The sequence below is a fragment of the Streptomyces sp. Y1 genome (assembly GCF_041053115.1).
GTDB lineage: Bacteria > Actinomycetota > Actinomycetes > Streptomycetales > Streptomycetaceae > Kitasatospora > Kitasatospora rubellomurina.
The window spans coordinates 2,217,296-2,239,215 of record NZ_CP163445.1; the positions used below are offsets into that span (position 1 = coordinate 2,217,296).

A 21,920-nucleotide genomic window follows, 5' to 3' on the forward strand; every position below is an offset into this window, starting at 1 on the left:
GGCGCACTTCATCTGCGCCGGACCGCTGCCGTTCTGGACGCACCGTCAGACGAGCCCGAAGTCAAACTCACCGTGCGCCACCGCTGTGATGAAGGCGGCATGCGCCTCGAAGGTCAGGGAGAGCGCAGGCCCCTCGGTGTCCTTCGAGTCCCGAACGAACGTCCCACGGCCAGCCGGGAAGGCGAACTCGACGCAGTTGTCCTGCTCGTTGCTTCGGCTGGACTTCCTCCAGGTCACGTTCAGGGTGGATGCGTTCGCGATGGTCATGTGAGTTCGTCCCTCTTCCGGGTGATGAAATCAAGACCCTTCTGCGTATCAGTGGATCAGTGTGCCCGTCCTACGCGCCTGTACGCCACCGCGCGGTGGGCCCTGCACGGTCGAAGTCACGTTCGAAGTGAATGTTTTCATTTCGCTCGCGAGCTCGTACTCGACACCGCACCCCGACTGTTCGCGGTCGTCCAGGTGTCCGGCAACAACCCCGCAGATGCAGACGGGTGGGTGGTGGCCTGGGGGCTCGCCAACAATGACGGGCTCGTACACGTGATCGGCATCGACGGGCGGGCGCGGTTGACCCTCACATCTCCGGAAAGAGCCTTGCGCCACTTCGCCGGACGGCCAGGGCTCACCACGCGGCTGGTCTGGCTCGCGCAACCAGGTGCGGGCCAAGGCCGCCTGACCTCCGGCCCGCCGGCGCCTCCGCCGACCGAGGAGCGGCGCGAGTGGACCACAAGGGATGCGGAGGTCTCGGGTTTTGTGACTTTGGGGCGGCCCGGCCGACAACGGCCGGGCCGCCCGGCAATCGCTGCGGCTTACCGGTCTCGCCAATGACGCGGACCGGCCTTTCCCATCCGCTCCATGCCCCACCCGCAGTAAATTCCGCCCTGCCGCGATCGCGGCAGGGCGGCGGAAGAAATCTTGATTGCCCCACAGCCTTCCCGTTTCCTGCATAGGAAGTCGGTCAGGCCGACTTCCCGTGCAGGAAACGGGAAGTGTTGTCGCCGCTTCGGCCATGCCGAAGCGGCGGCAGCTACCACGGAGCTGGTGGGTGGGTGGGTGGGTGGGTGGGTGGGTGGGTGGGTGGGTGGGTCTCCTTTTTATTGCCCGCCTCGCCATCTGGGCGAGGCGGGCAATAAAAGTGGATTCTTCCTCGTTTTGACCCATGAGGCGAATATTTCTCTGGCTGCCCCCTCGGTACGCCGAGGGGGCAGCCAGAGAAATGTTCCTCTTTCATGTTTGATTCTCCGATGCCACCCCTCCTCACTCATGGAGGGGTGGCACAGCTTTTCCTCTTCATTGGGCACGCCCCGTTCCCACTCCGGTGGGGGCGGGGGCGGGGTCTCATGCTGTCCGGTAACGCTTCGGCATCCTCCGCTTCACCGGCCATTGACACTGCGCTGACACGGCCCGTACGGTCCATGTCCAAGCGACTGGAAAGTTTCCTAACAGTTCTCGCGAACCGGCCGGAAGAGGAGGATGCCGGGCATGATCAAGAGCACTGCCAAAGCCCCCCTCGCCGGCACCCCGAGCCTGCTGCGCGCCATCAACGACCGCGCCGCGCTCGAACTGCTGCTGGCGAACGGTCCGCTCTCCCGCACTCAGATCGGCACCCTCACCGGGCTGTCCAAGCCCACCGCCTCCCAGCTGCTGGCCCGCCTGGAGGCGGCCGGGCTGGTCCTGCCGGTCGGCACCACGGCGGGCGGGCCCGGCCCCAACGCGCAGCTGTACCAGGTGAATCCGGCCGCCGGGTACGTCGCCGGGCTGGACGTCACGCCGGCCGGGATCCGGGTCGCCGTCGCGGACATCACCGGCGGCACGCTGGCCGAGCACACCGTGTCGACCAAGGGCGTCCCGGCCGCCGAGACCGTCGCCGCCGTCGCGGCAGCCACCGCCGAGGCCGTCCGGGCCGCCGGCCTGCCCGAGGGCAGCCTGCGCACCGTCGCGATCGGCATCGGCGGTGCGCCCGACCCGGTCACCGGCAAGCTGCGCTACGCCTCCCACCTGCCCGGCTGGCACTCGCCCCGGCTGGTCGAGGAGCTGACGGCGGCGATCGGCGCGCCGGTGTCGATCGAGAACGACGTGAACCTGGCCGCCGTCGCCGAGCAGGCCTCCGGCGCGGCGGCCGGCTTCGAGGACTTCGTCCTGCTCTGGGCCGAGGCGGGCGTCGGCGCCGCGATCGTGATCGCCGGGCGGCTGCACCGCGGCTTCACCGGCGGCGCCGGGGAGGTCGGCTACATGCCGGTGCCCGACTCGCCGGTCGAATGGGACGCCCGCCGGCGCAAGTTCGGCGGTTTCCAGGCGCAGGTCGGCGCACCCGCCGTCCGCGCCCTGGCCCGCGAGCACGGCCTCGGCGCGCCCAGCGCGGAGGAGTCGATCGCCAAGGCCCTGGCCACCCCGGGCGCCGGCGACACCTTCCTGACCGAGCTGGCCGGGCGGCTCGCCGTCGGGCTGGCCGTGATCGTCGCCGTGGTCGACCCCCGGCTGGTGGTCCTCTCCGGCGCGGTGCCGAGCGCGGGCGGCGAACGCCTGCGCGCGCTCGTCGAGGACGAGCTGGCCCGGATCTGCCTCGCCCGGCCGGAGGTCCGCAGCAGTGCCCTGCCCGGTTCGCCCGTCCTGCTCGGCGCGCTGCAGCGCGCCCTGGCCGACGCGCGCGAGGCGGTCTTCTCCACCCACTGACGCCACCCGCCGACGCCACCCACCGACGCTCCCGCTCCTGCTCCGCACCGCTCACCACCTCTCCCCCGCCCCCGAACGCGGGCGCCCGGCAACGACGCCTGCCCGCGCACCCCCAGGAGGACCTCGAAGTGCTCGCCACCACCTCCCGCAGAGGCCGCCGCACCATCGCCGCCCTCGCCGGCTCCGCCGTCCTGGCCCTGCTCTCCACCGCCTGCACCGGCTCGAACGACGCCGGCGGCAACGACGACTCGGCCGCCGGCAAGGACGTCACCATCACCTTCTGGCACGGCTGGAGCCAGGACAACGAGGTGAAGGCGATCAACGACTCCGTCGCCGCCTTCGAGAAGACCCACCCCAACATCCACGTCAAGGCCGTCAGCAACGTCGCGGACGACAAGGTCAACCAGGCCCTGCGGGCCGGCGGCGACGACGCTCCCGACGTGGTCTCCTCCTTCAGCACCAACAACGTCGGCATGTTCTGCTCGACCAAGGCCTTCATCGACCTCAAGCCCCAGCTGCAGAAGTCCGGCATCGACCCGGCGAAGACCTTCCCGGCCGCGATGCTCAACTACACGCAGTTCAAGGGCAACCAGTGCTCGCTGCCGCTGCTCGGCGACGCGTACGGCCTCTACTACAACAAGAAGGCCTTCGCCGCGGCCGGCATCGCCAACCCGCCGAAGACCTTCAGCGAGTTCGCCGCGGACGCCAAGCTGCTGACCGTCGCGGACGGCGACGGCTACAAGCAGCTCGGCTTCATGCCGCTCTACCACGGCTACGAGTCCACCACCGAGCACTTCCTCGGCCAGTACGGCGCCACCTACTTCGGCGAGGACGGAAAGTCGAACCTCGCCTCCGACCCCAAGGTCGCCGCCATGCTGAACTGGCAGAAGGGCCTGGTCGACCAGCTCGGCGGCTACGCCAAGCTGGAGAAGTTCCGCTCCACCTTCGGCGAGGAGTTCAGCGCCAAGAACCCCTTCCACACCGGCCAGGTCGCGATGGCCATCGACGGCGAGTGGCGCACCGCCGCGCTCGCCGAGAACAAGCCCGACTTCGACTGGGCCACCGCGCCGTTCCCCGTCCCGGACGACCAGGCCGACACCTGGGGCCGCGGCTACCAGACCGGCACCATCGTCGGCATCGCCAGCACCAGCAAGAAGCAGGCCGCGTCCTGGGAGTTCGTGAAGTACCTGACCACCGACACCGACGCGGTCGTCAACTTCGCCAACGCCATCCACAACGTGCCGAGCACCGTCGACGCGCTCAACTCGCCGAAGCTGGCGACCGATCCGAACTTCAAGACCTTCATCGACATCGCCAAGAACGCGCACTCCGGCACCACCCCGCCGGCCGTCAACGGCAGCGGCTACATCACCACGCTGCAGAACCTCGGCTACGACTACGAGTCGGGCAAGCAGAGCGACCTGGCGGCCGGCCTGGCCGCCACCGCCAAGCAGATCGACACCGACATCGCCCAGGCCAAGTAACGGCCCCGGTCCACGGAACTCCCATGTCACTCGCGTTCGGAACCCGCAAGGGCAGCGCCCCCGAAGGCAGCGCCGGACCGACCGACCCGGCGGCGCCCGGCCCGCAGCACCTGCTGCGCCGCAAGCGCCGCCGGGAGGCGGCCCGCACCCTGGCCTTCCTCTCCCCCTGGCTGATCGGCTTCGGCGTCTTCTTCGTCTACCCGCTGGTCTCCACCGCCTACTTCTCCTTCACCAGCTACAACGGCTTCGGAGCGCCCAGCTTCAACGGCCTGAAGAACTGGGACTACGTCTTCAACCAGCTGCCGACCTTCTGGCAGGGCCTGCGCAACACCCTGTGGCTGGTCGTCGTCATGGTGAGCCTGCGGGTCGCCTTCGGCCTCGGCATCGGGCTGCTGATCACCAAGGTCAAGACCGGCGCCGGCTTCTTCCGCACCGCGTTCTACCTGCCGTACCTGGCGCCGCCGGTGGCCGCGACCGTGGCCTTCGCCTTCCTGCTCAACCCCGGCACCGGCCCGCTCAACCACCTGCTCGGCGAGCTGGGGCTGCCGCAGCCCGGCTGGTTCTCCGACCCGAGCTGGTCCAAGCCCGCGCTCACCCTGCTCGCCATGTGGGGCGTCGGCGACCTGATGGTCATCTTCATGGCCTCGCTGCTGGACGTCCCCAAGGAGCAGTACGAGGCGGCCGAACTCGACGGCGCCGGGCCCTTCCAGCGGTTCCGGTACGTCACGCTGCCGAACATCTCGCCGATCATCATGTTCGCGGTGGTCACCGGGGTCATCCAGACCATGCAGTACTACACCCAGGCGATCGTCGCCGGGAAGGTCGCCAGCGGCATCGCCGGCAACTCCGGCCAGTCCTTCGAGCCGGGCTACCCGTCCGGCTCCACCTGGACCCTGCCGCAGATGGTCTACAACCTCGGCTTCCAGCGCTTCAACTACGGCGCGGCCTGCGTCGTCGCCCTGGTGCTGTTCGCCATCTCGATGGCCGTCACCTCGCTCCTGCTCCGCCGCCGGTCCGGCTTCATGGCGAGCGACGACTAGCGGACGGATGAGGACTCCGACATGACTCTCGACACCACGCTCGGCCAGGCGCCCGCCCGTACCCGCGGGGCCGGCGGGCCCGCCGCCCGCACCGCCCGGCGCCGCGCCCTGCTCAACTGGGTGGCCGTGCACGCGCTGGCCGTCGCCGCCGCGCTGTTCTTCCTGCTGCCCTTCGTCTTCGTCTTCCTCACCTCGGTGATGAACGACCAGCAGGCGCTCACCACCGACTACTGGCCCACCTCCTGGAACTGGGGCAACTACGCCAAGGTGTGGGACACCCCCGGCTTCCTCACCTGGTGGCGCAACACCCTGCTGTACGCCGGCCTCGGCACGCTGCTGACCGTCGTCTCCAGCCTGCCCGTCGCCTACGCGCTCGCCAAGTTCCGCTTCCGCGGCCGCAACCTGGCGCTGATGGCGGTCATCGCGATGATGATGCTGCCGCCGCAGGTCACCGTCATCCCGATGTACCTGTTCTGGGCCAAGCAGATGGGCCTGAGCGGCTCGCTGTGGCCGCTGATCATCCCGATGGCCTTCGGCGACGCCTTCTCGATCTTCCTGCTGCGGCAGTTCCTGCTGACCATCCCCAAGGAGTACATCGAGGCCGCCCGGATCGACGGCTGCGGCGACCTGCGCACCCTGCTGCGGGTGGTCCTGCCGATGGCCAAGCCGGCCATCGCGGCCGTCGCGCTGTTCCAGTTCTTCTACTGCTGGAACGACTACTTCGGCCCGCAGATCTACGCCAGCAGCAACCACGGCGCCTGGACGCTCAGTTACGGCCTGGAGTCGTTCAAGGCCGCCCACCACACCAACTGGAACCTCACCATGGCCGCCACCCTGCTGGTGATGGCGCCGGTGATCGTCCTCTTCTTCTTCGCTCAGAAGGCCTTCATCGAAGGCGTGACACTGACAGGGGTCAAGGGCTGATGTCCGCTGCTTCCTCGCTCAAGCTGGCCGTCGTCGGCGGCGGTTCGACGTACACGCCGGAACTGGTCGACGGCTTCGCGCGGCTGCGCGACACCCTGCCGATCGGCGAGCTGGTGCTGGTCGACCCGGCCGCCGAGCGGCTGGAGCTGATCGGCGGCCTCGCCCGGCGGATCTTCGCCAAGCAGGGGCACGCCGCGACGGTCACCACGACCACCGACCTGGCGGCGGGCGTCGCGGACGCCGACGCCGTGCTGCTGCAGCTGCGCGTCGGCGGGCAGGCCGCCCGCGACCGGGACGAGACCTGGCCGCTGGAGTGCGGCTGCGTCGGCCAGGAGACCACCGGCGCCGGCGGGCTCGCCAAGGCGCTGCGGACCGTCCCGGTGGTGCTGGACATCGCCGAGCAGGTCCGCCGCACCAACCCGGACGCCTGGATCGTCGACTTCACCAACCCGGTCGGCATCGTCACCCGCGCCCTGCAGACCGCCGGGCACAAGGCCGTCGGCCTGTGCAACGTCGCGATCGGCTTCCAGCGCAAGTTCGCGGCGCACCTGGGCGTCGCCCCGGAGCTGGTCCGGCTGGACCACGTCGGGCTCAACCACCTGACCTGGGAGCGCGGGGTCACCCTGCTCGACGCGCCCGGCGCGGCCGGGGGCCGGGAGGTGCTGCCGGAGCTGCTGCACGGCTTCGGCAAGGAGATCGCCGACGACCTGCACCTGCCGCAGGACTTCGTGCGCCGGCTCGGCGCGGTGCCCTCCTACTACCTGCGGTACTTCTACCAGCACGACGCCGTCGTCGAGGAGTTGAAGGAGCAGGGCTCGCGGGCCGCCCAGGTCGCCGAGATCGAGCGGCAGCTGCTGGAGCTGTACGCCGACCCGACCCTCGACACCAAGCCGGACCTGCTCGGCAAGCGCGGCGGCGCCTTCTACTCGGAGGCCGCGGTGCAGCTCATCGCCGCGCTGCTCGGCACCGCCGGCGGCACGTCCGTACAGGTCGTCAACACCCGCAACGACGGCGTGCTGCCCTTCCTGCCGGACGACGCCGTGATCGAGGTCCCGGCGGCGGTGGACGCCTCCGGCGTGCGCCCGCTGCCACAGCGGCCGCTGGAGCCGCTGTTCGCCGGACTGGTCTGCGCCGTCACCGCCTACGAGCACCTCGCCCTCGACGCCGCCCTGCACGGCGGCCGCGACCGGGTCTTCGACGCCCTGCTCGCCCACCCGCTGGTCGGCCAGCTCGAACTCGCCGACCGGCTCACCGACCGGCTGCTCGCGCACAACCGCGACCACCTCGCCTGGGCCTGAGCCGGCCGTGCGCCCCGGCCCGCGCCTCCCGAGGAGAGCACGGGCCGGGCGGCGAGGAGACCGCCCACCCCCGGCCGCCCAACCGGCCGGGCACCCCGGCCGGGGATCGCGGCCGGGCCACGTACGAGTCCGGGGACCTGATGACCCACCAGCCCGAACCCACCCTGCCCGGCGTCCTCGCCATCGACGCGGGCAACTCCAAGACCGACGTCGCCCTCATCGGCGCCGACGGCACCGTCCACGGCACGGCCCGTGGCGGCGGCTTCGCCCCCCACCGGATCGGCGGCGCGGCCGCCGTCGCCGGGCTCGCCCCGCTCGTCGAGCAGGCCGCCGCCGCGGCCGGCCTGCCCTCCTGGAACGGCGTGCTGACCAGCCACGTCAGCGCCTGCCTCGCCAACGCCGACCTGCCCGTCGAGGAGGAGGCGCTGCGCCGCGCCCTCGAATCGCACCCCTGGGGCGTCAGCAACACCGTCGTCAACGACACCTTCGGCCTGCTCCGGGCCGGTACCGACGGCCCGCGCGGCGTCGCCGTGGTCTGCGGCGCCGGGATCAACTGCGCCGGCCTGCTGCCGGACGGGCGCACCGCCCGCTTCCCCGCGCTCGGCGAACTCACCGGCGACTGGGGCGGCGGCGGCGGCCTCGCCATCGCCAGCATGTGGCACGCCGTGCGCGCCGAGGACGGCCGGGGCGGGCCGACCGCGCTGGCCGCCGCCATCGCCGAGCACTTCGGCCTGCCCAGCGCCGGCGCCGTCGCCGAGGCCGTCCACCTCGGGCACCTGGCCGAGGAGCGGCTGCACGAGATCGTCCGGGTGCTGTTCGCCGTCGCGGTCGAGGGCGACGCCACCGCGCGGGAGCTGATCGACCGGCAGGCCGACGAGATCGTCCGGCTCGCCGTCGTCGCGCTCGACCGGCTCGACCTGCTCGGCTCCCCCACGCCGGTCGTGCTCGGCGGCGGCGTGCTCGCCTCCCGGCAGCCGCTGCTGCTCGACAACCTGACCGCGCGGCTCGCCGCGGCCGCGCCGCTCGCCGAGCCCCGGGTGGTCGTCGCCCCGCCGGTGCTGGGCGCCGCGTTGCTCGGCCTCGACCACCTGGGCGCCGGGGCCGCGGCGCAGGCCGCCGTCCGGGCGGCGTACGAAACGCAGCGGCCGGTGTCGGTCTGAGGCCCGCCTCCCGGATCGGGCCCTGCCCCCAACTCCCGCCCCCGCCCGGTCCGCACGCCGGGCGGGGACGGGAACCGCGCGGCGGGCCCCGCTCGTGCACCCGGTGAGCCGACGGTCGCGATCACCGGGGAGACTGGTGCCATGGCCGTGCCCCGTACCCTCCTCGCCGCCGCCCTGATCGGCTCCGCCGCCGCGGTGCTCACCGCCTGCACGCCCGCGGACTCCCGGCCCACGGTGGCCGCCGCCTCGGCCGCGGCCTCCGCGGACGACCTCGGCGAGGACGTACTGGACGACGACTTCGACCTCATGGACGAGGAGCAGCTCGACGAGCCCGCCGAACCGGAGGCCCCGGCCCCGGCGCCGGCCGCGAGCTGCACCGCGCCGGTCCGGCACCCGGGCCACCAGGTGCTGGTCGTGGTCACCGCCGACACCGCCGAACTCACCGCCCAGCCCGCCCGCTACGCCTGCGACGAGGAGCGCTACGAGCCCGCCGGCGCCCCCGTCCACTACGGCTTCGCCGCCGCCGGCGTCGCCGCCACCCTGCTCGACCGCACCCCCGGCGCGCCGCCGCGCCCCGTGCGGCTCGCCGAACTCGTCGACCACCTCGACACCTGCCTCGCCGACCTCGTCCCCGCCGCCCCCTACGCCTGCCGCGGCGAGGCCTACGACGTGGTCCTCGACTCCCACGGCCGCATCATGCAGATCGCCGAACTCGACCAGCCGTAGGACCTTCTGACGCCCGCCCGCACGGGCCCGCGGGACGTCCATACGGTGTAGAACCTCCCCGCAACTGTTGGCAATCGGCTGCGCTACGCGCATCGACGGGGCGTGGCCTGCGGGCTTTTGGCGTTCGCTACGTTGAGGCGGGATTCCTTTACCGGCGTCCTCGTTGACCCGGTTCCGACGGCTCTGCTTTGCTTCCGGCGGTCGACGACGCAGAGCCGGTCCCCCCATCCCCACACGGCAGTTGACGCGTGTCAACGGCCGTCCGGCCGCTCGTCGCCGCCCACCCTTCGTCCCCCGTGCTGCCGTCGCGGCCCACCGGTGCGCGCTCGGCAGGAGAGAGGAACCCTCACGATGGGCATGTCCCCCACGTTCCGCCGCACCCACCTGCGGGCCCTGACCGGACTCAGCGCGCTGGCCGTGGCTGCCGCGGGCTTCGCGGCGGCGCCCGCCGCGCAGGCCGACCAGCCGGCGCGCGAGACCGCCGGGCCCAGCCACCCCTACCGGCACGGCGTCCAGCCCACCCGGGAGGCGAGCGCCTCCTCCAACGCCCGGACCTCCAACCTGCACTACGGCGGCGGTGTCGACGGGATCGGCGTCACCACCGGCGCGCCCAAGGTCTACCTGGTCTTCTGGGGCAGCCAGTGGGGCACCCAGGGCACCGACGCCTCCGGCTACACCACACTCAGCGGCGACCCGATGGGCGAGGCCGTCCGGGCGCAGCAGCTGTTCAAGGGTCTCGGCACCAACGGCGAGACCTGGTCCGGCGTCATGACCCAGTACTGCGAGGGCGTCGCCAAGGGCGCCACCAGCTGCCCGTCCACGGCCGCGCACGTCGGCTACCCGAGCGGCGGCGCGCTGGCCGGCGTCTGGGTGGACACCTCGGCGGCCGCGCCCGGCCAGGCCACCGGCAACCAGCTGGCCGCCGAGGCGGTCAAGGCGGCCGGGCACTTCGGCAACACCACCGCGGCCGCGAACCGCAACGTGCAGTACGTGGTGCTCTCGCCGACCGGCACCCACCCGGACGGCTTCAACACCAGCACCGGCAACTTCTGCGCCTGGCACGACTGGAACGGCGACACCACGCTGACCGGCGGCGCCGCGTCGAGCCCGTACGGCGACGTGGCGTTCACCAACGACCCGTACGTGACGGACATGGGCAGCTCCTGCGGCCAGAACTACGTCAACAGCGGCAGCGCGGGCACCCTGGACGGGGTGACCATCGTCTACGGGCACGAGTACTCGGAGACCGTCACCGACCAGAACCCGGCGGGCGGCTGGACCGACTCGACCGGCTACGAGAACGCCGACAAGTGCGCCTGGAAGGGCACCGGCGGGGTCGGCGGCGCGCAGAACGTGAACCTCGCGACCGGTTCGTTCGCCATGCAGGGCACCTGGGCGAACGACGCCTCCGGGTGCGAGATCTCGCACCCGGTCGTCCCCTGACGGCCGGGCCGCGGTGAGGCGCGGCGCCGGGGCGGGTTGTGCGGGCCCGCCCCGGCGCCGCCCTACGGGGTGACGAGGCCGGACTCGTAGGCCTGGATGACCAGGTGGACCCGGTCGCGGGCGTCGAGCTTGCTGAACAGGCGGGCCACGTGGGCCTTCGCGGTGGCGACGCTGATGGTGAGTTCGGCGGCGATCTCGGCGTTCGAGAGGCCGCGCCCGACCAGGACCAGCACCTCGCGTTCGCGCTCGGTGACGCTCTCGGCGATCCGGCGGCGGGACGCCGCGGTGGCCGGCGCGGCGGACGGCGCGGCCGCGGGCTCCGGGCGGGCGGCGAACTCGCCGATCAGGCGCCGGGTGACGGCCGGGGCGATCAGGGCGTCCCCGGCGGCGACGACCCGGACGCCGTCCAGGATGGTCTCCAGCTCGAGGTCCTTGACCAGGAAGCCGCTGGCGCCGGCCCGCAGCGCGCCGTACACGTACTCGTCGTCGTCGAAGGTGGTGAGGACGAGGACGTGGGTGGGCAGGTCGGGGGCGGCGGTGATCCGGCGGGTGGCCTCGATGCCGTCCGTGCCGGGCATCCGGATGTCCATCACGGCGACGTCCGGGCGCAGCCGGGCGACGAGTTCGACGGCCTCGGCGCCGTCGCCGGCCTCGCCGACCACCTGCAGGTCCGGGGTGTCGGCCATCAGCACGCGCAGGCCGGTGCGGATGAGCGGCTGGTCGTCGACCAGGACGACGCGGATCACGGCGCCACCTCCAGGGCGGTTCGTCGAGGGAGCGGTTCGGGGCCCGTTTCGGGGCCCGTTTCGGGCAGCGGCAGGGTGGCGGCGACCCGGAAGCCGCCCTCGGGGCGCGGCCCGGCGCTGAACTCGCCGTGCAGCAGGGCGACCCGCTCGCGCATGCCGGCCAGGCCGTAGCCGGTGCCGTCGCCCGACCCCTGCGCGGTGCCGAGGTCGACGATGCCGAGCGCGAGGCCGCCGGGGCGGTACTCGACGGTGACGTGGCAGTCCCGGGTGCCCGAGTGCTTGACCACGTTGGTGACCGCCTCCTGGACGATCCGGTACGCGGCGAGGTCCACCTCGGGCGGCAGGGCGCGGGCCTCGCCGCGCCGGGTCACCGCGACCCGCACGCCGGCGCCCGCGGTCCTCTCCACCAGGCGGTCCAACTCCCCCAGGCCCGGAGCGACTTCGCGCGGCGCCGGCTCGTCGTCGGCCTCCCGCAGCGCGCCGAGCATCCGGCGCAGCCCGGCCAGCGTCTCCCGGCTGGTGGTCTCGATGGCGTCCAGCGCGTTGCGGGTCTCGGCGGGCTGGGTGTCCATCACCCGGCGGCCCATCCCGGCCTGGATCGCGATGATGCCGATGTTGTGGGCCACCATGTCGTGCAACTCGCGGGCGATCCGCAGCCGTTCGGCGGTGACGGCCTGGTCGGTGACGCGGCTGCGCAGCGCCGCGGTGTGCGCGCGGCTCTGGTGGACGGTGTTGCCGACCAGCCAGGCGATCAGGACGAGCGCGGCCCAGCCGAGGTAGGCGAGCGGGTTCACGAGGTGGCCGCGCACCGCGCCCCAGAGCGTGATCGCGGCGATGGTGCCGAGCGGCAGGCCGACGGCGGTCAGCGAGACCGCCCGGGAGCGGGTGGCCGCGCAGTAGCCGACCACGGTGACGGCGATCAGGAACTGCAGCGGCGCGGCCTCCTGGACCCGCCACATCCCGAGCGCGTACAGGCAGCACAGCAGCGCCGTCGCGACGGCGGCCAGCGGCAGCCGGACCAGCAGGGTCGCGACCAGGGTGGTGTTCACCGCCGTGACCACCATCGGCAGGTCCTCGGGATTGCCCTGGTAGTCGAAGAGGTGGCGCAGCTCGTCCTCGCGGGTGAACAGCCGGAACACGACGATGGCGGTCCAGAACGCCGCCACCCACACGCCGGGCGGCAGGCGCCGGAGCAACGGCGGGCGGGGCTCGATGATCATGACGCGATGGTAGCCGCGGACCGCCCGGCGGAACATCGGCCCGGGGGCGTAATCCCCGGGGCGAAGCCGGCGGCGGGCGGTTGTGGCCCGCGGCCCGATGCCGTCCGGGGCCCGTCCTCGGCAGAGTCGTCACCGTGATCGAGATCGAACGACTGACCAAGCGGTACGGCGCCACCACGGCCGTCGACCGGCTGAGCTTCACCGTCCGGCCCGGCGCCGTCACCGGCTTCCTCGGCCCCAACGGCGCGGGCAAGTCCACCACGCTGCGGATGATCCTGGGCCTCGACTCCCCCACCGCGGGCCGGGCCACCGTCGACGGCGTGCCGTTCGCCGGGCGGCCGCGCGGCCTGCGGCACGTCGGCGCCCTGCTCGACGCCGGGGACGTGCACGGCGGCCGCAGCGCCCGGGCCCACCTCGCGGCGCTGGCCCGCAGCAACCGCATCCCGCTCGGGCGGGTCGACGAGGTGCTGGCGGAGGTCGGCCTCGGCAAGGCCGCGGGGCGGCGGATCGGCGGCTACTCGCTGGGCATGAAGCAGCGGCTCGGCATCGCCGGCGCCCTGCTCGGCGACCCGCCGGTGCTGCTCTTCGACGAGCCGCTGAACGGGCTCGACCCGGAGGGCGTGCTGTGGGTGCGCGGGCTGTTCCGGCGGCTCGCCGACGAGGGGCGGACGGTCTTCGTCTCCAGCCACATGATGGCGGAGATGGAGCACACCGCCGACCGGCTGGTGGTGATCGGGCGCGGCCGGCTGATCGCCGACGAGAGCCTGGCGGAGTTCTCGGCGCGCAACGCCGAAACGTCGGTGGCCGTGCGGACGCCCGAACTGGCCGCGCTGGCCGGGGTGCTGCGCGGCGAGGGAGCCGAAGTCGACGTGACCGATGAGCAGTTCGGGATCGTCACCGGCCTGCCGGCCGACCGGATCGGCGAACTCGCGCTGCGGCACGGCCTGGTGCTGCACGAACTCGCCACCCGGACGTCGTCGCTGGAGGCGGCGTTCATGTCCCTGACCGCAGACAGTGTCGAGTACCTGGCCGGAGACGCCCGATGAGCACCCTGAGCGTTCGCACCACCGCCGAGCCGGCGCCCCGGTTCACCGACCTGCTCGCCGCCGAGTGGATCAAGCTCCGCTCGCTGCGCTCCACCTACTGGGTGCTGGCGCTCGCCTCGCTGGTGGCGATCGGCGTCAACCTCAACGCCGTCCACGCCGACCTGACGTACATCGACCACCCGCCGCACCGGATGCCCGGCATGCCGCCGTACCGGTACGACGCGATGTGGCACAGCCTCGGCAGCATCTCCTGCGACCTGATGGCGATCGCGGCCGGCTCGCTGGGTGCGATCACCGTGTTCGGCGAGTACACCACCGGCCTGATCCGCACCACCTTCGCCGCCGTGCCCGACCGGCGCGGGGTGATCGGCGCCAAGGTGCTGCTCATCGGCGGGATCACCACGCTGGCCGGGGTGGTGGTCTCGACGGTGTCCTTCTTCTCCTGCAACGCGATGCTCGCCTCCCGGCACGTCGGGCTCTCCATCACCAACCCGGTCAGCCAGCGGGCCGTCCTCGGCTACGCGTTGATCGTGCCGGTCTGCGCGCTGGTCGGCATGGCGCTGGGCGCGCTGCTGCGGCACGCCACCGCCTCGATCGTGTCCCTGGTGGTGCTGATGTTCATCGCGCCGCTGATGTTCGGCGGGGACCGCTACCGGTGGCTGCACGAGATCGGCAGCCACCTGCCGCTGGCCCCGGTCGACCGGCTCACCTACAACCCCGACTCCAACACCACGCTCTCGGAGTGGGCGCCGAGCGTGCTGGACTCGTGGATCACCATGGGGGCGTGGGCGGCGGTCTCGGTGGCGGCGACGGTGCTCGTGGTGCGGCGCCGGGACGCGTGAAGCCCCGTGCCGTGAGTCACCGACCGCCTCACGGCACGATCTGCGCGCCGATCAGGCCGTGGCCGCCCTCGGCGGCCGCACGCCAGATCGGGACGGCCGTGTCGAACAGGTCGCCCACCGGGTCCGCCGACCGCAGCGCCTGCTCGGCCCGCCGCTCGGCCTCCACCCGTGCGGCGCCGTCCAGCGCGAACAGCGCCTCGACGGCGGGCAGTGTCGCGCGCACCTCGTCCGGGCTCAGCACCAGGTCCCCGAACCAGCCCGGGAGCTCCCGGATCCGCTCCGGGCCGAGCGCGTGCGCCAGGCCCAGCATCGGGAAGCGGTTGCGGGCGGACACGGCGCCGTACGGGCGCAGGCCTGCGCAGTCCTCCCAGACCGCGTACATCGCCTCGACGTCCAGCCCGAAGGGGCCGGAGGCCAGCGCCTCCAGTTCGTCGAAGCCCAGTTCCTCGCGCTCCCAGCGCCGCCACAGCGCGCGGGTGCCGGGGGCCGCCGCGTGCTCGGCCAACTGTGCCCGCAGGGCGGGCCCGTGCCGCTCGACGGCGCCGGCGGGGGCGAGGACCAGGAACCACGTGGCGTAGTAGCTCATGGGCCGCCAGGGTACGCGGGGCGCCCGTCAGGTCGGGGTGACCTGGGTGCCGAAGAGGCCGTGGCCGGCCTCGACGGCGGCGCGCCAGACCGGGAGGACCTCGTCGAGGATCCGCTCCGGGCCGTCCCAGCACTCGGGCAGGGCCTCGACCAGCCGCTCGACGGCCGTCGCCCGGGCGGCCCCGTCCAGGTCGAACGCCGCCTCGACGGCGGGCAGCGCCGCCCGCGCCTGCTCGGGCGTCAGCAGGAAGTCGCCGAACCAGCCCGGCAGTCGGGCGAAGCGCTCCGGGCCGATGGCGTACGCCAGGCCGGCCATCGGTGAGCCCTTGCGGGCGGCGAGGTGGACGTACGGCCCGGTCGCCTGCCCGAGCTCCCAGGCCTCGTAGACCACGTCGACGTGCTCGTCCAGCGGGCCGTCGAAGGCCCGCTCGTGGAACGCGTGGAACGCCTGCTCGCCGTTCGGATCGGCCGCCCAGCGCCGCCACCACTCCCGCGTGCGCGGATCCGCCGCGTGCTCCGCCACCGGCGGGCGCAGCCGCGGCGCGAAGCGCTCGACGCCGGCGGCGGGCATCGGCATCAGGACCCAGAAGGTGGAGTTGCCCATGGCGCCCCAGGGTAGGCGGGCCCACCGACGACCCCTCGGGTCAGGCGGGCAGCGGTGCCGCCTTGTCGCGGAAGGCGCCGAGGGTGGCCGCGGCGACGCCGCAGGCGGGCAGGAAGGCGGCGGCGCCGCCGTGGTGGGTGCGGACGCGGTCGAGGAAGACCGCCATGGCCTCGGCCGGGGCCTCCAACAGCGGTGCGGGGATGGTGAGTTGCCCGCTCTGGACGCGGTCGTTGAGGGCGGTGCGGTGGCGTTCGGCCAGGCCGGCGAAGATCTGCGGGAGGGCCTCGGCGGTGCGGGCGTAGTCGGCGACGATGCGGTCGGCGGGGACGCCGAGCAGGTCGAGGAGCAGCGCGGTGACGAGGCCGGTGCGGTCCTTGCCGGCGGCGCAGTGCAGCAGGACGGCGCCGGGGCGGGCGGCGGCTTCGACGGCGGCGGCGACGGCCCGGGGGGCGGATTCGGCGAGCAGCACGTACCAGTCGCCGAGGTCGGCGGCGGTGGTCATGGTGCCGAGCCGGGCGGCGAGGAGGTCGGTGGCCGGGTCGACGGGGGCGGCGACGACGGCGATGCCCGCCTCGACGGCGGCGGCCCAGTCGGCGGGGTCGGTCTCGCGGGTGTCGCGCAGGTCGACGATGGTGCGGATGTCGCAGGAGCGCAGCTGGTCGACGACGGCCGCGTCGGCGGCGGGGAAGGGCTGTGCGGAGCGGTACAGCACGCCGGCGCGTATCCGGCGGCCCTCGGGGTCGCTGAGGACGGCGGGGTCGCGGAAGTTGACCAGGGACATCGCGGGGCCTTTCGGTGGGGCCGCGCCCCGGACAGGCACGACACATCTAGACGTCTAGATGTGTAACCCGTCGCGGGGGTGCCGGGCAAGCCGCGCCCGGCGGGGACACCCCTCCATCCCACTCCCGCCGGGCCGCCGCGTCGAGCGGAACGGCCGGTGGCCTTCGCCCGGAGCCGCCGCTTCGTAGGATCGGGCCGTGGCCACGAACCCCCCGAGCACCCCGCTGTACCGCCGTCTCGCCCTGCAGCTGCAGGAGCGGATCGACGCCGGCGCCTACCCGGCGGGCGCCCGGCTGCCGAGCGAGCCCGAGCTGAGCGCCGAGTTCGGCGTGAACCGGTTGACCGTGCGGCAGGCGGTGGCGGAGCTGGAGCGCGCGGCCGTGGTGGAGATCCGCCGGGGCGTGGGAACCTTCGTCCGCCCGCCGGCCGTCCGGATCTCGATCGCGGTGGACCCGCGCAGCCAGCGGGTCGACCTGGGCAGCGTGCACGCCGCGCTGCCGGACGCGGCGGGCGGAGCGAGCGGCGGGCACGGCGAGGACGGCGAGTTCGTGGTGGGCGCCCCGCCGGTGACGGGGTCGGCGGAGGACGCGGAGGCGGCCCGGCAGCTGGGCCGCACGACGGCCGAGCTGTCCCGGGTGGACTCGGTGATCCGGCACGCGGGCCGGCCGCAGGCGGCCTGCAGCTACTGGGTGCCGTACCGGCCGCTGCCCGCCGAGCTGGTGCGCCCCGGCCACCCGGGGAACCTGGTGCCGGCGCTGGCCCGGGCGACCGGCGTGGAGCTGGAGTACGACTGGCGGGCGTTCGGCGCGGTGGGCGCGGACCTCGCGGACGCCGAACTGCTGGGCGTGCCGCCGGGCACGGCGCTGCTGGTGCGCGAGGGCGTCAGCTGCACCCCGGACGGCACCCCGGCGCTGTACGTGCGGCGGCGGATCGACGGCAGCCGCGCCCGCTTCGTGCTGCGCTTCCGGGAGTCGTGAGGCCGCGCCTGCGGCCGGTCCGCACGCGCGGCGGCGCTGATAGCGTTCACCGCCGAGATCATCCGCTCGAACATGGGCAGCAGGACGTGAACAGCAGTCGCACGGGGGTCGGGACACGGTGACCGAGGGGATCGAGCACGACGTACCGACCGAGCTGACCGAGGCCTACCTCGTCCTTCTCGCCGACGCCTCCCGCACCGGGCGGCTGCTGCGCCGCGACGAGCTGGAGGGCCTGCGCGCGCTCGGCGAGCACTGCGCCGAGGCCGGCTACGGCCTGCGCGAGGTGGTCGCGCACTGCCTGGCGGCGGCCCGGCGGGCCTGGCAGACACTGCCCGGCTCGGCGTCGGCGCTCAGCGTGGCCGAGCTGCGCCGCACCGGCGACGCGGTGCTCGCCGCGACCGACGCCGCGCTGGCGGCGCTGGGCGAGGGGCACGAGCGGGCGCAGCGGATGGCCGTGCGCCAGGAGGAGGCGGCGCGGCGGGAGTTCATCGACGACCTGCTGTACGGGCGCGGCGACCTGGGCCTGCTGGCGGAGCGCGCGGAGCGGTTCGGGCTGCGGCTGGCGGGGGCGTACGCGGTGGCGGTGGCGGTCGGCGAGGAGCCGTTCGCGGACGTCCACCCGCTGGTGCACCGGGTGGAGCGGGAGCTGGTGGGCCGGTTCGGCGAGCGGGACGTCCTGCTGGCGAGCAAGGACGGCCGGCTGGTGTGCATCGCCCCGGACTCCGAGCGGGCCGTGCTGGAGGCGTTCGCGGACCTGACGCTGCGCCCGGGCGCCGGCTACCGCCCGGTGCTGCGGGTGGCGACCGGGCGGCGGCACTCGGGCGCGAGCGGGGTGCTGCGCAGCTACGAGGAGGCGCTGGACGCGCTGGACTACGCGCAGCGCCTGGGCCTGGCGGCCCGGCAGTTGAAGGCCGAGGAGCTGCTGGTGTTCCCGGTGCTGATGCGGGACCGGGCGGCGATGGCGGACCTGGTGCGCAGCGTGCTGGGCCCGCTGACGGAGGCGCGCGGCGGCGCCCGTCCGCTGCTGGACACGATCGCGGTGCAGGCGGAGGCGGCGTACGTGAACGCGGAGGCGGCGCGCCGGCTGGGGCTGAGCGTGCGCACCCTGAGCTACCGGCTGGAGCGGATCAAGTCGCTGACGGGGTACGACCCTTCGGACGCGTTGCAGCGCTTCACGCTGGAGACGGCGGCGATGGGGGCGCGGCTGCTGAACTGGCCGGAGCAGCCGCTCTAGGAGGTACGTGCGCGGATCCGGCAACGGGCCGATCCCGCCTCCCCTGTCCGCCGGCGCCGCCCGCCAACCCCGCTGGAGCGGTCCCGTCGCCCGGCTGTTGCGGAGTTGTTCCACTGTCACCGGGAGCGCGCGCACCAGGGTGTCAAAGGGGCGTAAAGATTGCCGGATCCTGGCAATGTGCGGACGCCCCCCGCGCTGTCACGATCTCCGAGGCGCCGAGGTGCGGTGTCGGACGGAAAGACGGGGGAGCGTGGCCGGGGTGGGGGGATTCGTCACGGCCGCGCTGGCCTTTCCGACCGCGCTGTTCAGTTTCGCGCTGGTGGTGGTCGTCGGGTACTGGCTGTTGATGCTGCTCGGCGGTCTCGGGTTCGACGCCCTGCACGGGGGGCACGGCGTCGGGCACCACGTGGGCGTCGGGCACGGCGGGCACGTGGGTCAGGTGGGTCATGCCGGGCACGGTGCCGGGGGGCACGGTGCGGCCGGTCATGGTGCCGGGGGGCACCATGGCGGGGGCGTGGCGCACGGCGGGCCCGACTCCTCCCACCACCACGGGGGTGTGCTGGACCGGCTGGGGCTGGGCGGGGTTCCGCTGACGGTGGCGGTGTCGCTGCTGGTCGCGATCGCCTGGTTCGTCAGCCTGGCCGGCACCGTCCTCACCACGGGGGCCCCGGCGCGCGGCGGCGTGTTCGCCGTCGCGCTGGTGGCCGCCTGGGCCGGCACCCGGGTGATCGTCCGGCCGCTGTCGCGGCTGTTCCCGCAGGACCGCCCGGTGACCCGGGGGGACTTCGTCGGCCGGGTCTGCGTGATCCGCACCGGCCGGGTGACCGCCGACTTCGGTCAGGCCGAGGTCACCGCCGAGGACGGCTCCACCGCGACCGTCCAGGTCCGCACGGTCGAGGACGACCCCGGGCTGACGGCCGGGCGGACGGCCCTGGTCTTCGACTACGACGCCGACGCCGAGGTGTTCCTGGTCGCGGCCTTCGACCCGTCACCGCCGGGCGCCTGACGGTCCGCCGCCTCTCTTTTCCCGCTTCTCTTTTCCCACTTCCGTTTTCCCACTTCTGATTTCCCGCTTCTGATTTCCCACTTCGCACCACTTCTCGTCAAAGGACTCCGTGATGGACACCATCGCCGTGGGTTTCGGCGTACTCGTCGCCGTCGTGCTGCTCATCCTGCTCGCCGTGCTGCTCCTCGTGGGCCGCCTGTTCCAGAAGGTCGAGCAGGGCAAGGCACTGATCGTCTCCCGCACGAAGAAGGTGGACGTCACCTTCACCGGCGCGATCGTCCTGCCGATCATCCACAAGGCCGAGCTGATGGACATCACCGCGAAGACGGTGGAGATCCACCGGGCCGGCCGGGACGGCCTGATCTGCCGGGACAACATCCGGGCCGACATCCGGATCTCGTTCTTCGTCCGGGTGAACAAGACCGTCGAGGACGTCGTCAAGGTGGCGCAGTCGATCGGCACCGCCCGGGCCAGCGACCCGCAGGCGATCCAGGAGTTCTTCGCGGCGAAGTTCGCCGAGGCGCTGAAGACGGTCGGCAAGCAGCTGGACTTCACCGACCTGTACACCCACCGGCACGAGTTCCGGGACCAGATCATCGCCGTCATCGGCACCGACCTCAACGGGTACACCCTGGAGGACGCGGCGATCGACCACCTGGAACAGACCCCGATGAGCCAGCTGGACTCCGACAACATCCTCGACGCCCAGGGCATCCGCAAGATCACCGAGCTGACCGCGATCGAGCACGTGCGCACCAACGAGTACCAGCGCACCGAGGAGAAGGAGATCACCCGGCAGAACGTCGACGCCCGGGAGACCGTCCTGGAGCTCGAGCGCCGCCAGGCGGACGCCGAGATCCGCCAGCGCCGCGAGATCGAGACCCTGCGGGCCAAGGAGGACGCGGTGATCGCCCGGGTGCAGGAGGAGGAGCGGCTGAACGCGCAGACCGCCTTCCTGCGCACCGAGGAGCTGCTCGGGGTGCAGCGGGAGAACCAGGCCCGCGAGGTCGCGGTGGCGCAGAAGAACCGCGAGCGGGTGATCGCGGTGGAGAACGAGCGGATCGAGAAGGACCGCCTGCTGGAGGTCGTCGGCCGCGAGCGGGAGACCGAACTGGCCGTCATGGCCAAGCAGAAGGAGGTCGAGTCCCGCCGCCGGGAGGTCGCCGACGTGGTCCGCGAGCGGGTCGCGGTGGAGCGCACCGTCGCCGAGCAGGAGGAGGCCGTCAAGACGCTGCGCGCCACCGAGGAGGCCGAGCGGGTCCGCAAGGCGGTCGTCATCCAGGCCGAGGCGGAGGCGCAGGAGAAGCTGGTCAAGGACATCAAGGCCGCCGAGGCCGCCGAGCAGGCCGCCTCCCACAAGGCCCGCGAGGCGCTGGTGCTGGCCGAGGCCCGGCAGCAGGCCGCCGAGCTGGACGCGGCCGCCAAGGTCAAGCTGGCCGAGGGCGTCCGGGCGGAGGCCGCCGCCGAGGGCCTGGCCCGGGTGCAGGTGCGGGAGCAGGAGGCGGCCGCGGTCGAGAAGGTGGGCCGCGCCGAGGCCGTCGTGCAGACCGAGAAGGCCAAGGCCGCCGCGCTGGAGGTCGGCGCCAAGCTGAAGGCGGAGGCCGAGGGCCTGACCGAGAAGGCCGCGGCGATGGCCAAGCTGGACGAGGCCTCGCGCGGGCACGAGGAGTACCGGCTGCGGCTGGCCGCCGAGAAGGACGTCCGGCTGGCCGGGCTGGACGCGCAGCGGCAGATCGCCGAGGCGCAGGCGGCGCTGGTCGCGGCCGGCCTGGAGAAGGCCAAGATCGACATCGTCGGCGGGGACTCGGTCTTCTTCGACAAGCTGGTGCAGTCGGTGTCGGCGGGCAAGGCCGTGGACGCCTTCGTCGGCCACTCGCAGACCGCGCAGACCCTCGCCGGGCCCTGGCTGGACGGCAGCGCCAGCTTCACCGAGGACCTGACCCGGGTGCTGTCCTCGGTCTCCACGGCCGACGTGCAGAACCTCACCGTCTCCGCGCTGCTGCTGAGGCTGATCGGCGCGGGCGGCGGCGAGCAGGCCGGCCAGCTGCGCCAACTGCTGGACTCCGCGAAGAAGTTGGGCATCGCCGAGACGCCGATCGGGGCGCTCGCGACGGCCAACGGCAGCAAGTAGT

20 protein-coding genes are annotated in these 21,920 nt (G+C 73.2%); 14 read left to right on the top strand and 6 right to left on the bottom strand.

Annotated elements, in window-relative coordinates; translation table 11 throughout:
• Positions 1-45: 45 nt before the first annotated feature.
• On the bottom strand, positions 46-267 hold the full coding sequence (locus AB2U05_RS09235; RefSeq protein WP_369182978.1) for a DUF397 domain-containing protein: 222 nt from the start codon (positions 265-267) through the stop codon (positions 46-48).
• 1,215 nt (positions 268-1,482) lie between these two features.
• On the opposite strand from AB2U05_RS09235, the gene AB2U05_RS09240 reads away from it, so the two are divergent.
• The 8 genes from AB2U05_RS09240 (at position 1,483) to AB2U05_RS09275 (ending at position 10,748) form a co-directional block, all read left to right on the top strand.
• Entirely contained in the window at positions 1,483-2,673 is a 1,191-nt protein-coding gene (locus tag AB2U05_RS09240) for an ROK family transcriptional regulator (RefSeq protein ID WP_045692831.1), read from the top strand.
• 128 nt (positions 2,674-2,801) lie between these two features.
• On the top strand, positions 2,802-4,157 hold the full coding sequence (locus AB2U05_RS09245) for an ABC transporter substrate-binding protein (protein ID WP_369182979.1): 1,356 nt from the start codon (positions 2,802-2,804) through the stop codon (positions 4,155-4,157).
• Between the two features lie 23 nt (positions 4,158-4,180).
• Positions 4,181-5,197 carry a carbohydrate ABC transporter permease gene (locus tag AB2U05_RS09250; protein ID WP_045709455.1) on the top strand — a complete coding sequence of 339 codons (1,017 nt, stop codon included), beginning with the start codon at positions 4,181-4,183 and terminating at the stop codon, positions 5,195-5,197.
• Positions 5,198-5,218: 21 nt separating this feature from the next.
• Positions 5,219-6,121, top strand: a complete 903-nt coding sequence (locus tag AB2U05_RS09255) for a carbohydrate ABC transporter permease (RefSeq protein WP_045692829.1) — start codon at positions 5,219-5,221, stop codon at positions 6,119-6,121.
• The gene (locus tag AB2U05_RS09260) at positions 6,121-7,419 is read left to right on the top strand and encodes a 6-phospho-beta-glucosidase (protein ID WP_045692828.1); all 1,299 of its coding nucleotides are present in this window, start codon (positions 6,121-6,123) and stop codon (positions 7,417-7,419) included. The genes AB2U05_RS09255 and AB2U05_RS09260 overlap by 1 nt, the downstream gene beginning before the upstream one ends.
• 140 nt (positions 7,420-7,559) lie before the next feature.
• Complete coding sequence (locus tag AB2U05_RS09265; RefSeq protein WP_369182980.1) at positions 7,560-8,579, top strand: N-acetylglucosamine kinase; 1,020 nt, start codon at positions 7,560-7,562, stop codon at positions 8,577-8,579.
• Between the two features lie 141 nt (positions 8,580-8,720).
• The gene (locus tag AB2U05_RS09270; RefSeq protein ID WP_045692826.1) at positions 8,721-9,305 is read left to right on the top strand and encodes a hypothetical protein; all 585 of its coding nucleotides are present in this window, start codon (positions 8,721-8,723) and stop codon (positions 9,303-9,305) included.
• 357 nt (positions 9,306-9,662) lie between these two features.
• Positions 9,663-10,748 (top strand): hypothetical protein, encoded by a 1,086-nt coding sequence (locus AB2U05_RS09275; RefSeq protein WP_045709457.1) that lies wholly within the window; start codon positions 9,663-9,665, stop codon positions 10,746-10,748.
• 62 nt (positions 10,749-10,810) lie between these two features.
• Here the strand turns inward: AB2U05_RS09275 and AB2U05_RS09280 are convergent, their stop codons facing one another.
• Positions 10,811-11,494, bottom strand: coding sequence for a response regulator transcription factor (locus tag AB2U05_RS09280; protein ID WP_045692825.1), 684 nt, complete (start codon positions 11,492-11,494; stop codon positions 10,811-10,813).
• Positions 11,491-12,714 (bottom strand): sensor histidine kinase, encoded by a 1,224-nt coding sequence (locus AB2U05_RS09285; RefSeq protein ID WP_045692858.1) that lies wholly within the window; start codon positions 12,712-12,714, stop codon positions 11,491-11,493. Before AB2U05_RS09285 ends, AB2U05_RS09280 begins: the two co-directional genes overlap by 4 nt.
• Positions 12,715-12,848: 134 nt before the next feature.
• Between AB2U05_RS09285 and AB2U05_RS09290 the strand changes: the two genes are divergently transcribed.
• Together AB2U05_RS09290 and AB2U05_RS09295 are read left to right on the top strand one after the other, a co-directional pair.
• The gene (locus AB2U05_RS09290; RefSeq protein ID WP_045692824.1) at positions 12,849-13,760 is read left to right on the top strand and encodes an ABC transporter ATP-binding protein; all 912 of its coding nucleotides are present in this window, start codon (positions 12,849-12,851) and stop codon (positions 13,758-13,760) included.
• On the top strand, positions 13,757-14,602 hold the full coding sequence (locus tag AB2U05_RS09295; protein WP_045709459.1) for an ABC transporter permease: 846 nt from the start codon (positions 13,757-13,759) through the stop codon (positions 14,600-14,602). Before AB2U05_RS09290 ends, AB2U05_RS09295 begins: the two co-directional genes overlap by 4 nt.
• 28 nt (positions 14,603-14,630) lie before the next feature.
• Here AB2U05_RS09295 and AB2U05_RS09300 read toward each other — a convergent pair whose 3' ends face one another.
• Genes AB2U05_RS09300 through AB2U05_RS09310 form a run of 3 tightly spaced genes read right to left on the bottom strand, consistent with a single transcriptional unit; the run spans position 14,631 to position 16,572 of the window.
• The gene (locus tag AB2U05_RS09300; RefSeq protein ID WP_369182981.1) at positions 14,631-15,188 is read right to left on the bottom strand and encodes a hypothetical protein; all 558 of its coding nucleotides are present in this window, start codon (positions 15,186-15,188) and stop codon (positions 14,631-14,633) included.
• Between the two features lie 27 nt (positions 15,189-15,215).
• Positions 15,216-15,791, bottom strand: coding sequence for a hypothetical protein (locus tag AB2U05_RS09305; protein ID WP_369182982.1), 576 nt, complete (start codon positions 15,789-15,791; stop codon positions 15,216-15,218).
• Positions 15,792-15,831: 40 nt separating this feature from the next.
• Positions 15,832-16,572 carry a tyrosine-protein phosphatase gene (locus AB2U05_RS09310; protein ID WP_045692820.1) on the bottom strand — a complete coding sequence of 247 codons (741 nt, stop codon included), beginning with the start codon at positions 16,570-16,572 and terminating at the stop codon, positions 15,832-15,834.
• A gap of 196 nt (positions 16,573-16,768) precedes the next feature.
• Between AB2U05_RS09310 and AB2U05_RS09315 the strand changes: the two genes are divergently transcribed.
• The 4 genes from AB2U05_RS09315 (at position 16,769) to AB2U05_RS09330 (ending at position 21,919) form a co-directional block, all read left to right on the top strand.
• Positions 16,769-17,548, top strand: coding sequence for a GntR family transcriptional regulator (locus AB2U05_RS09315; protein WP_045692819.1), 780 nt, complete (start codon positions 16,769-16,771; stop codon positions 17,546-17,548).
• Positions 17,549-17,666: 118 nt separating this feature from the next.
• The gene (locus AB2U05_RS09320; protein WP_369182983.1) at positions 17,667-18,782 is read left to right on the top strand and encodes a PucR family transcriptional regulator; all 1,116 of its coding nucleotides are present in this window, start codon (positions 17,667-17,669) and stop codon (positions 18,780-18,782) included.
• 259 nt (positions 18,783-19,041) lie between these two features.
• Positions 19,042-19,788: an OB-fold-containig protein gene (locus AB2U05_RS09325; protein WP_045692856.1), complete on the top strand. Its 747-nt coding sequence runs from the start codon at positions 19,042-19,044 to the stop codon at positions 19,786-19,788.
• A 112-nt stretch (positions 19,789-19,900) separates the two neighbouring features.
• Positions 19,901-21,919 carry a flotillin family protein gene (locus tag AB2U05_RS09330; protein WP_369182984.1) on the top strand — a complete coding sequence of 673 codons (2,019 nt, stop codon included), beginning with the start codon at positions 19,901-19,903 and terminating at the stop codon, positions 21,917-21,919.
• Position 21,920: the final 1 nt, after the last annotated feature.

Excerpts from the sequence above, each read along its gene's own strand:
- AB2U05_RS09235 (WP_369182978.1), bottom strand. The coding sequence starts at position 267 with ATGACCATCGCGAACGCATCCACCCTGAACGTGACCTGGAGGAAGTCC.
- AB2U05_RS09240 (WP_045692831.1), top strand. The coding sequence starts at position 1,483 with ATGATCAAGAGCACTGCCAAAGCCCCCCTCGCCGGCACCCCGAGCCTG.
- AB2U05_RS09250 (WP_045709455.1), top strand. The coding sequence starts at position 4,181 with ATGTCACTCGCGTTCGGAACCCGCAAGGGCAGCGCCCCCGAAGGCAGC.
- AB2U05_RS09255 (WP_045692829.1), top strand. The coding sequence starts at position 5,219 with ATGACTCTCGACACCACGCTCGGCCAGGCGCCCGCCCGTACCCGCGGG.
- AB2U05_RS09260 (WP_045692828.1), top strand. The coding sequence starts at position 6,121 with ATGTCCGCTGCTTCCTCGCTCAAGCTGGCCGTCGTCGGCGGCGGTTCG.
- AB2U05_RS09265 (WP_369182980.1), top strand. The coding sequence starts at position 7,560 with ATGACCCACCAGCCCGAACCCACCCTGCCCGGCGTCCTCGCCATCGAC.
- AB2U05_RS09270 (WP_045692826.1), top strand. The coding sequence starts at position 8,721 with ATGGCCGTGCCCCGTACCCTCCTCGCCGCCGCCCTGATCGGCTCCGCC.
- AB2U05_RS09275 (WP_045709457.1), top strand. The coding sequence starts at position 9,663 with ATGTCCCCCACGTTCCGCCGCACCCACCTGCGGGCCCTGACCGGACTC.
- AB2U05_RS09285 (WP_045692858.1), bottom strand. The coding sequence starts at position 12,714 with ATGATCATCGAGCCCCGCCCGCCGTTGCTCCGGCGCCTGCCGCCCGGC.
- AB2U05_RS09295 (WP_045709459.1), top strand. The coding sequence starts at position 13,757 with ATGAGCACCCTGAGCGTTCGCACCACCGCCGAGCCGGCGCCCCGGTTC.
- AB2U05_RS09300 (WP_369182981.1), bottom strand. The coding sequence starts at position 15,188 with ATGAGCTACTACGCCACGTGGTTCCTGGTCCTCGCCCCCGCCGGCGCC.
- AB2U05_RS09305 (WP_369182982.1), bottom strand. The coding sequence starts at position 15,791 with ATGGGCAACTCCACCTTCTGGGTCCTGATGCCGATGCCCGCCGCCGGC.
- AB2U05_RS09310 (WP_045692820.1), bottom strand. The coding sequence starts at position 16,572 with ATGTCCCTGGTCAACTTCCGCGACCCCGCCGTCCTCAGCGACCCCGAG.
- AB2U05_RS09330 (WP_369182984.1), top strand. The coding sequence starts at position 19,901 with ATGGACACCATCGCCGTGGGTTTCGGCGTACTCGTCGCCGTCGTGCTG.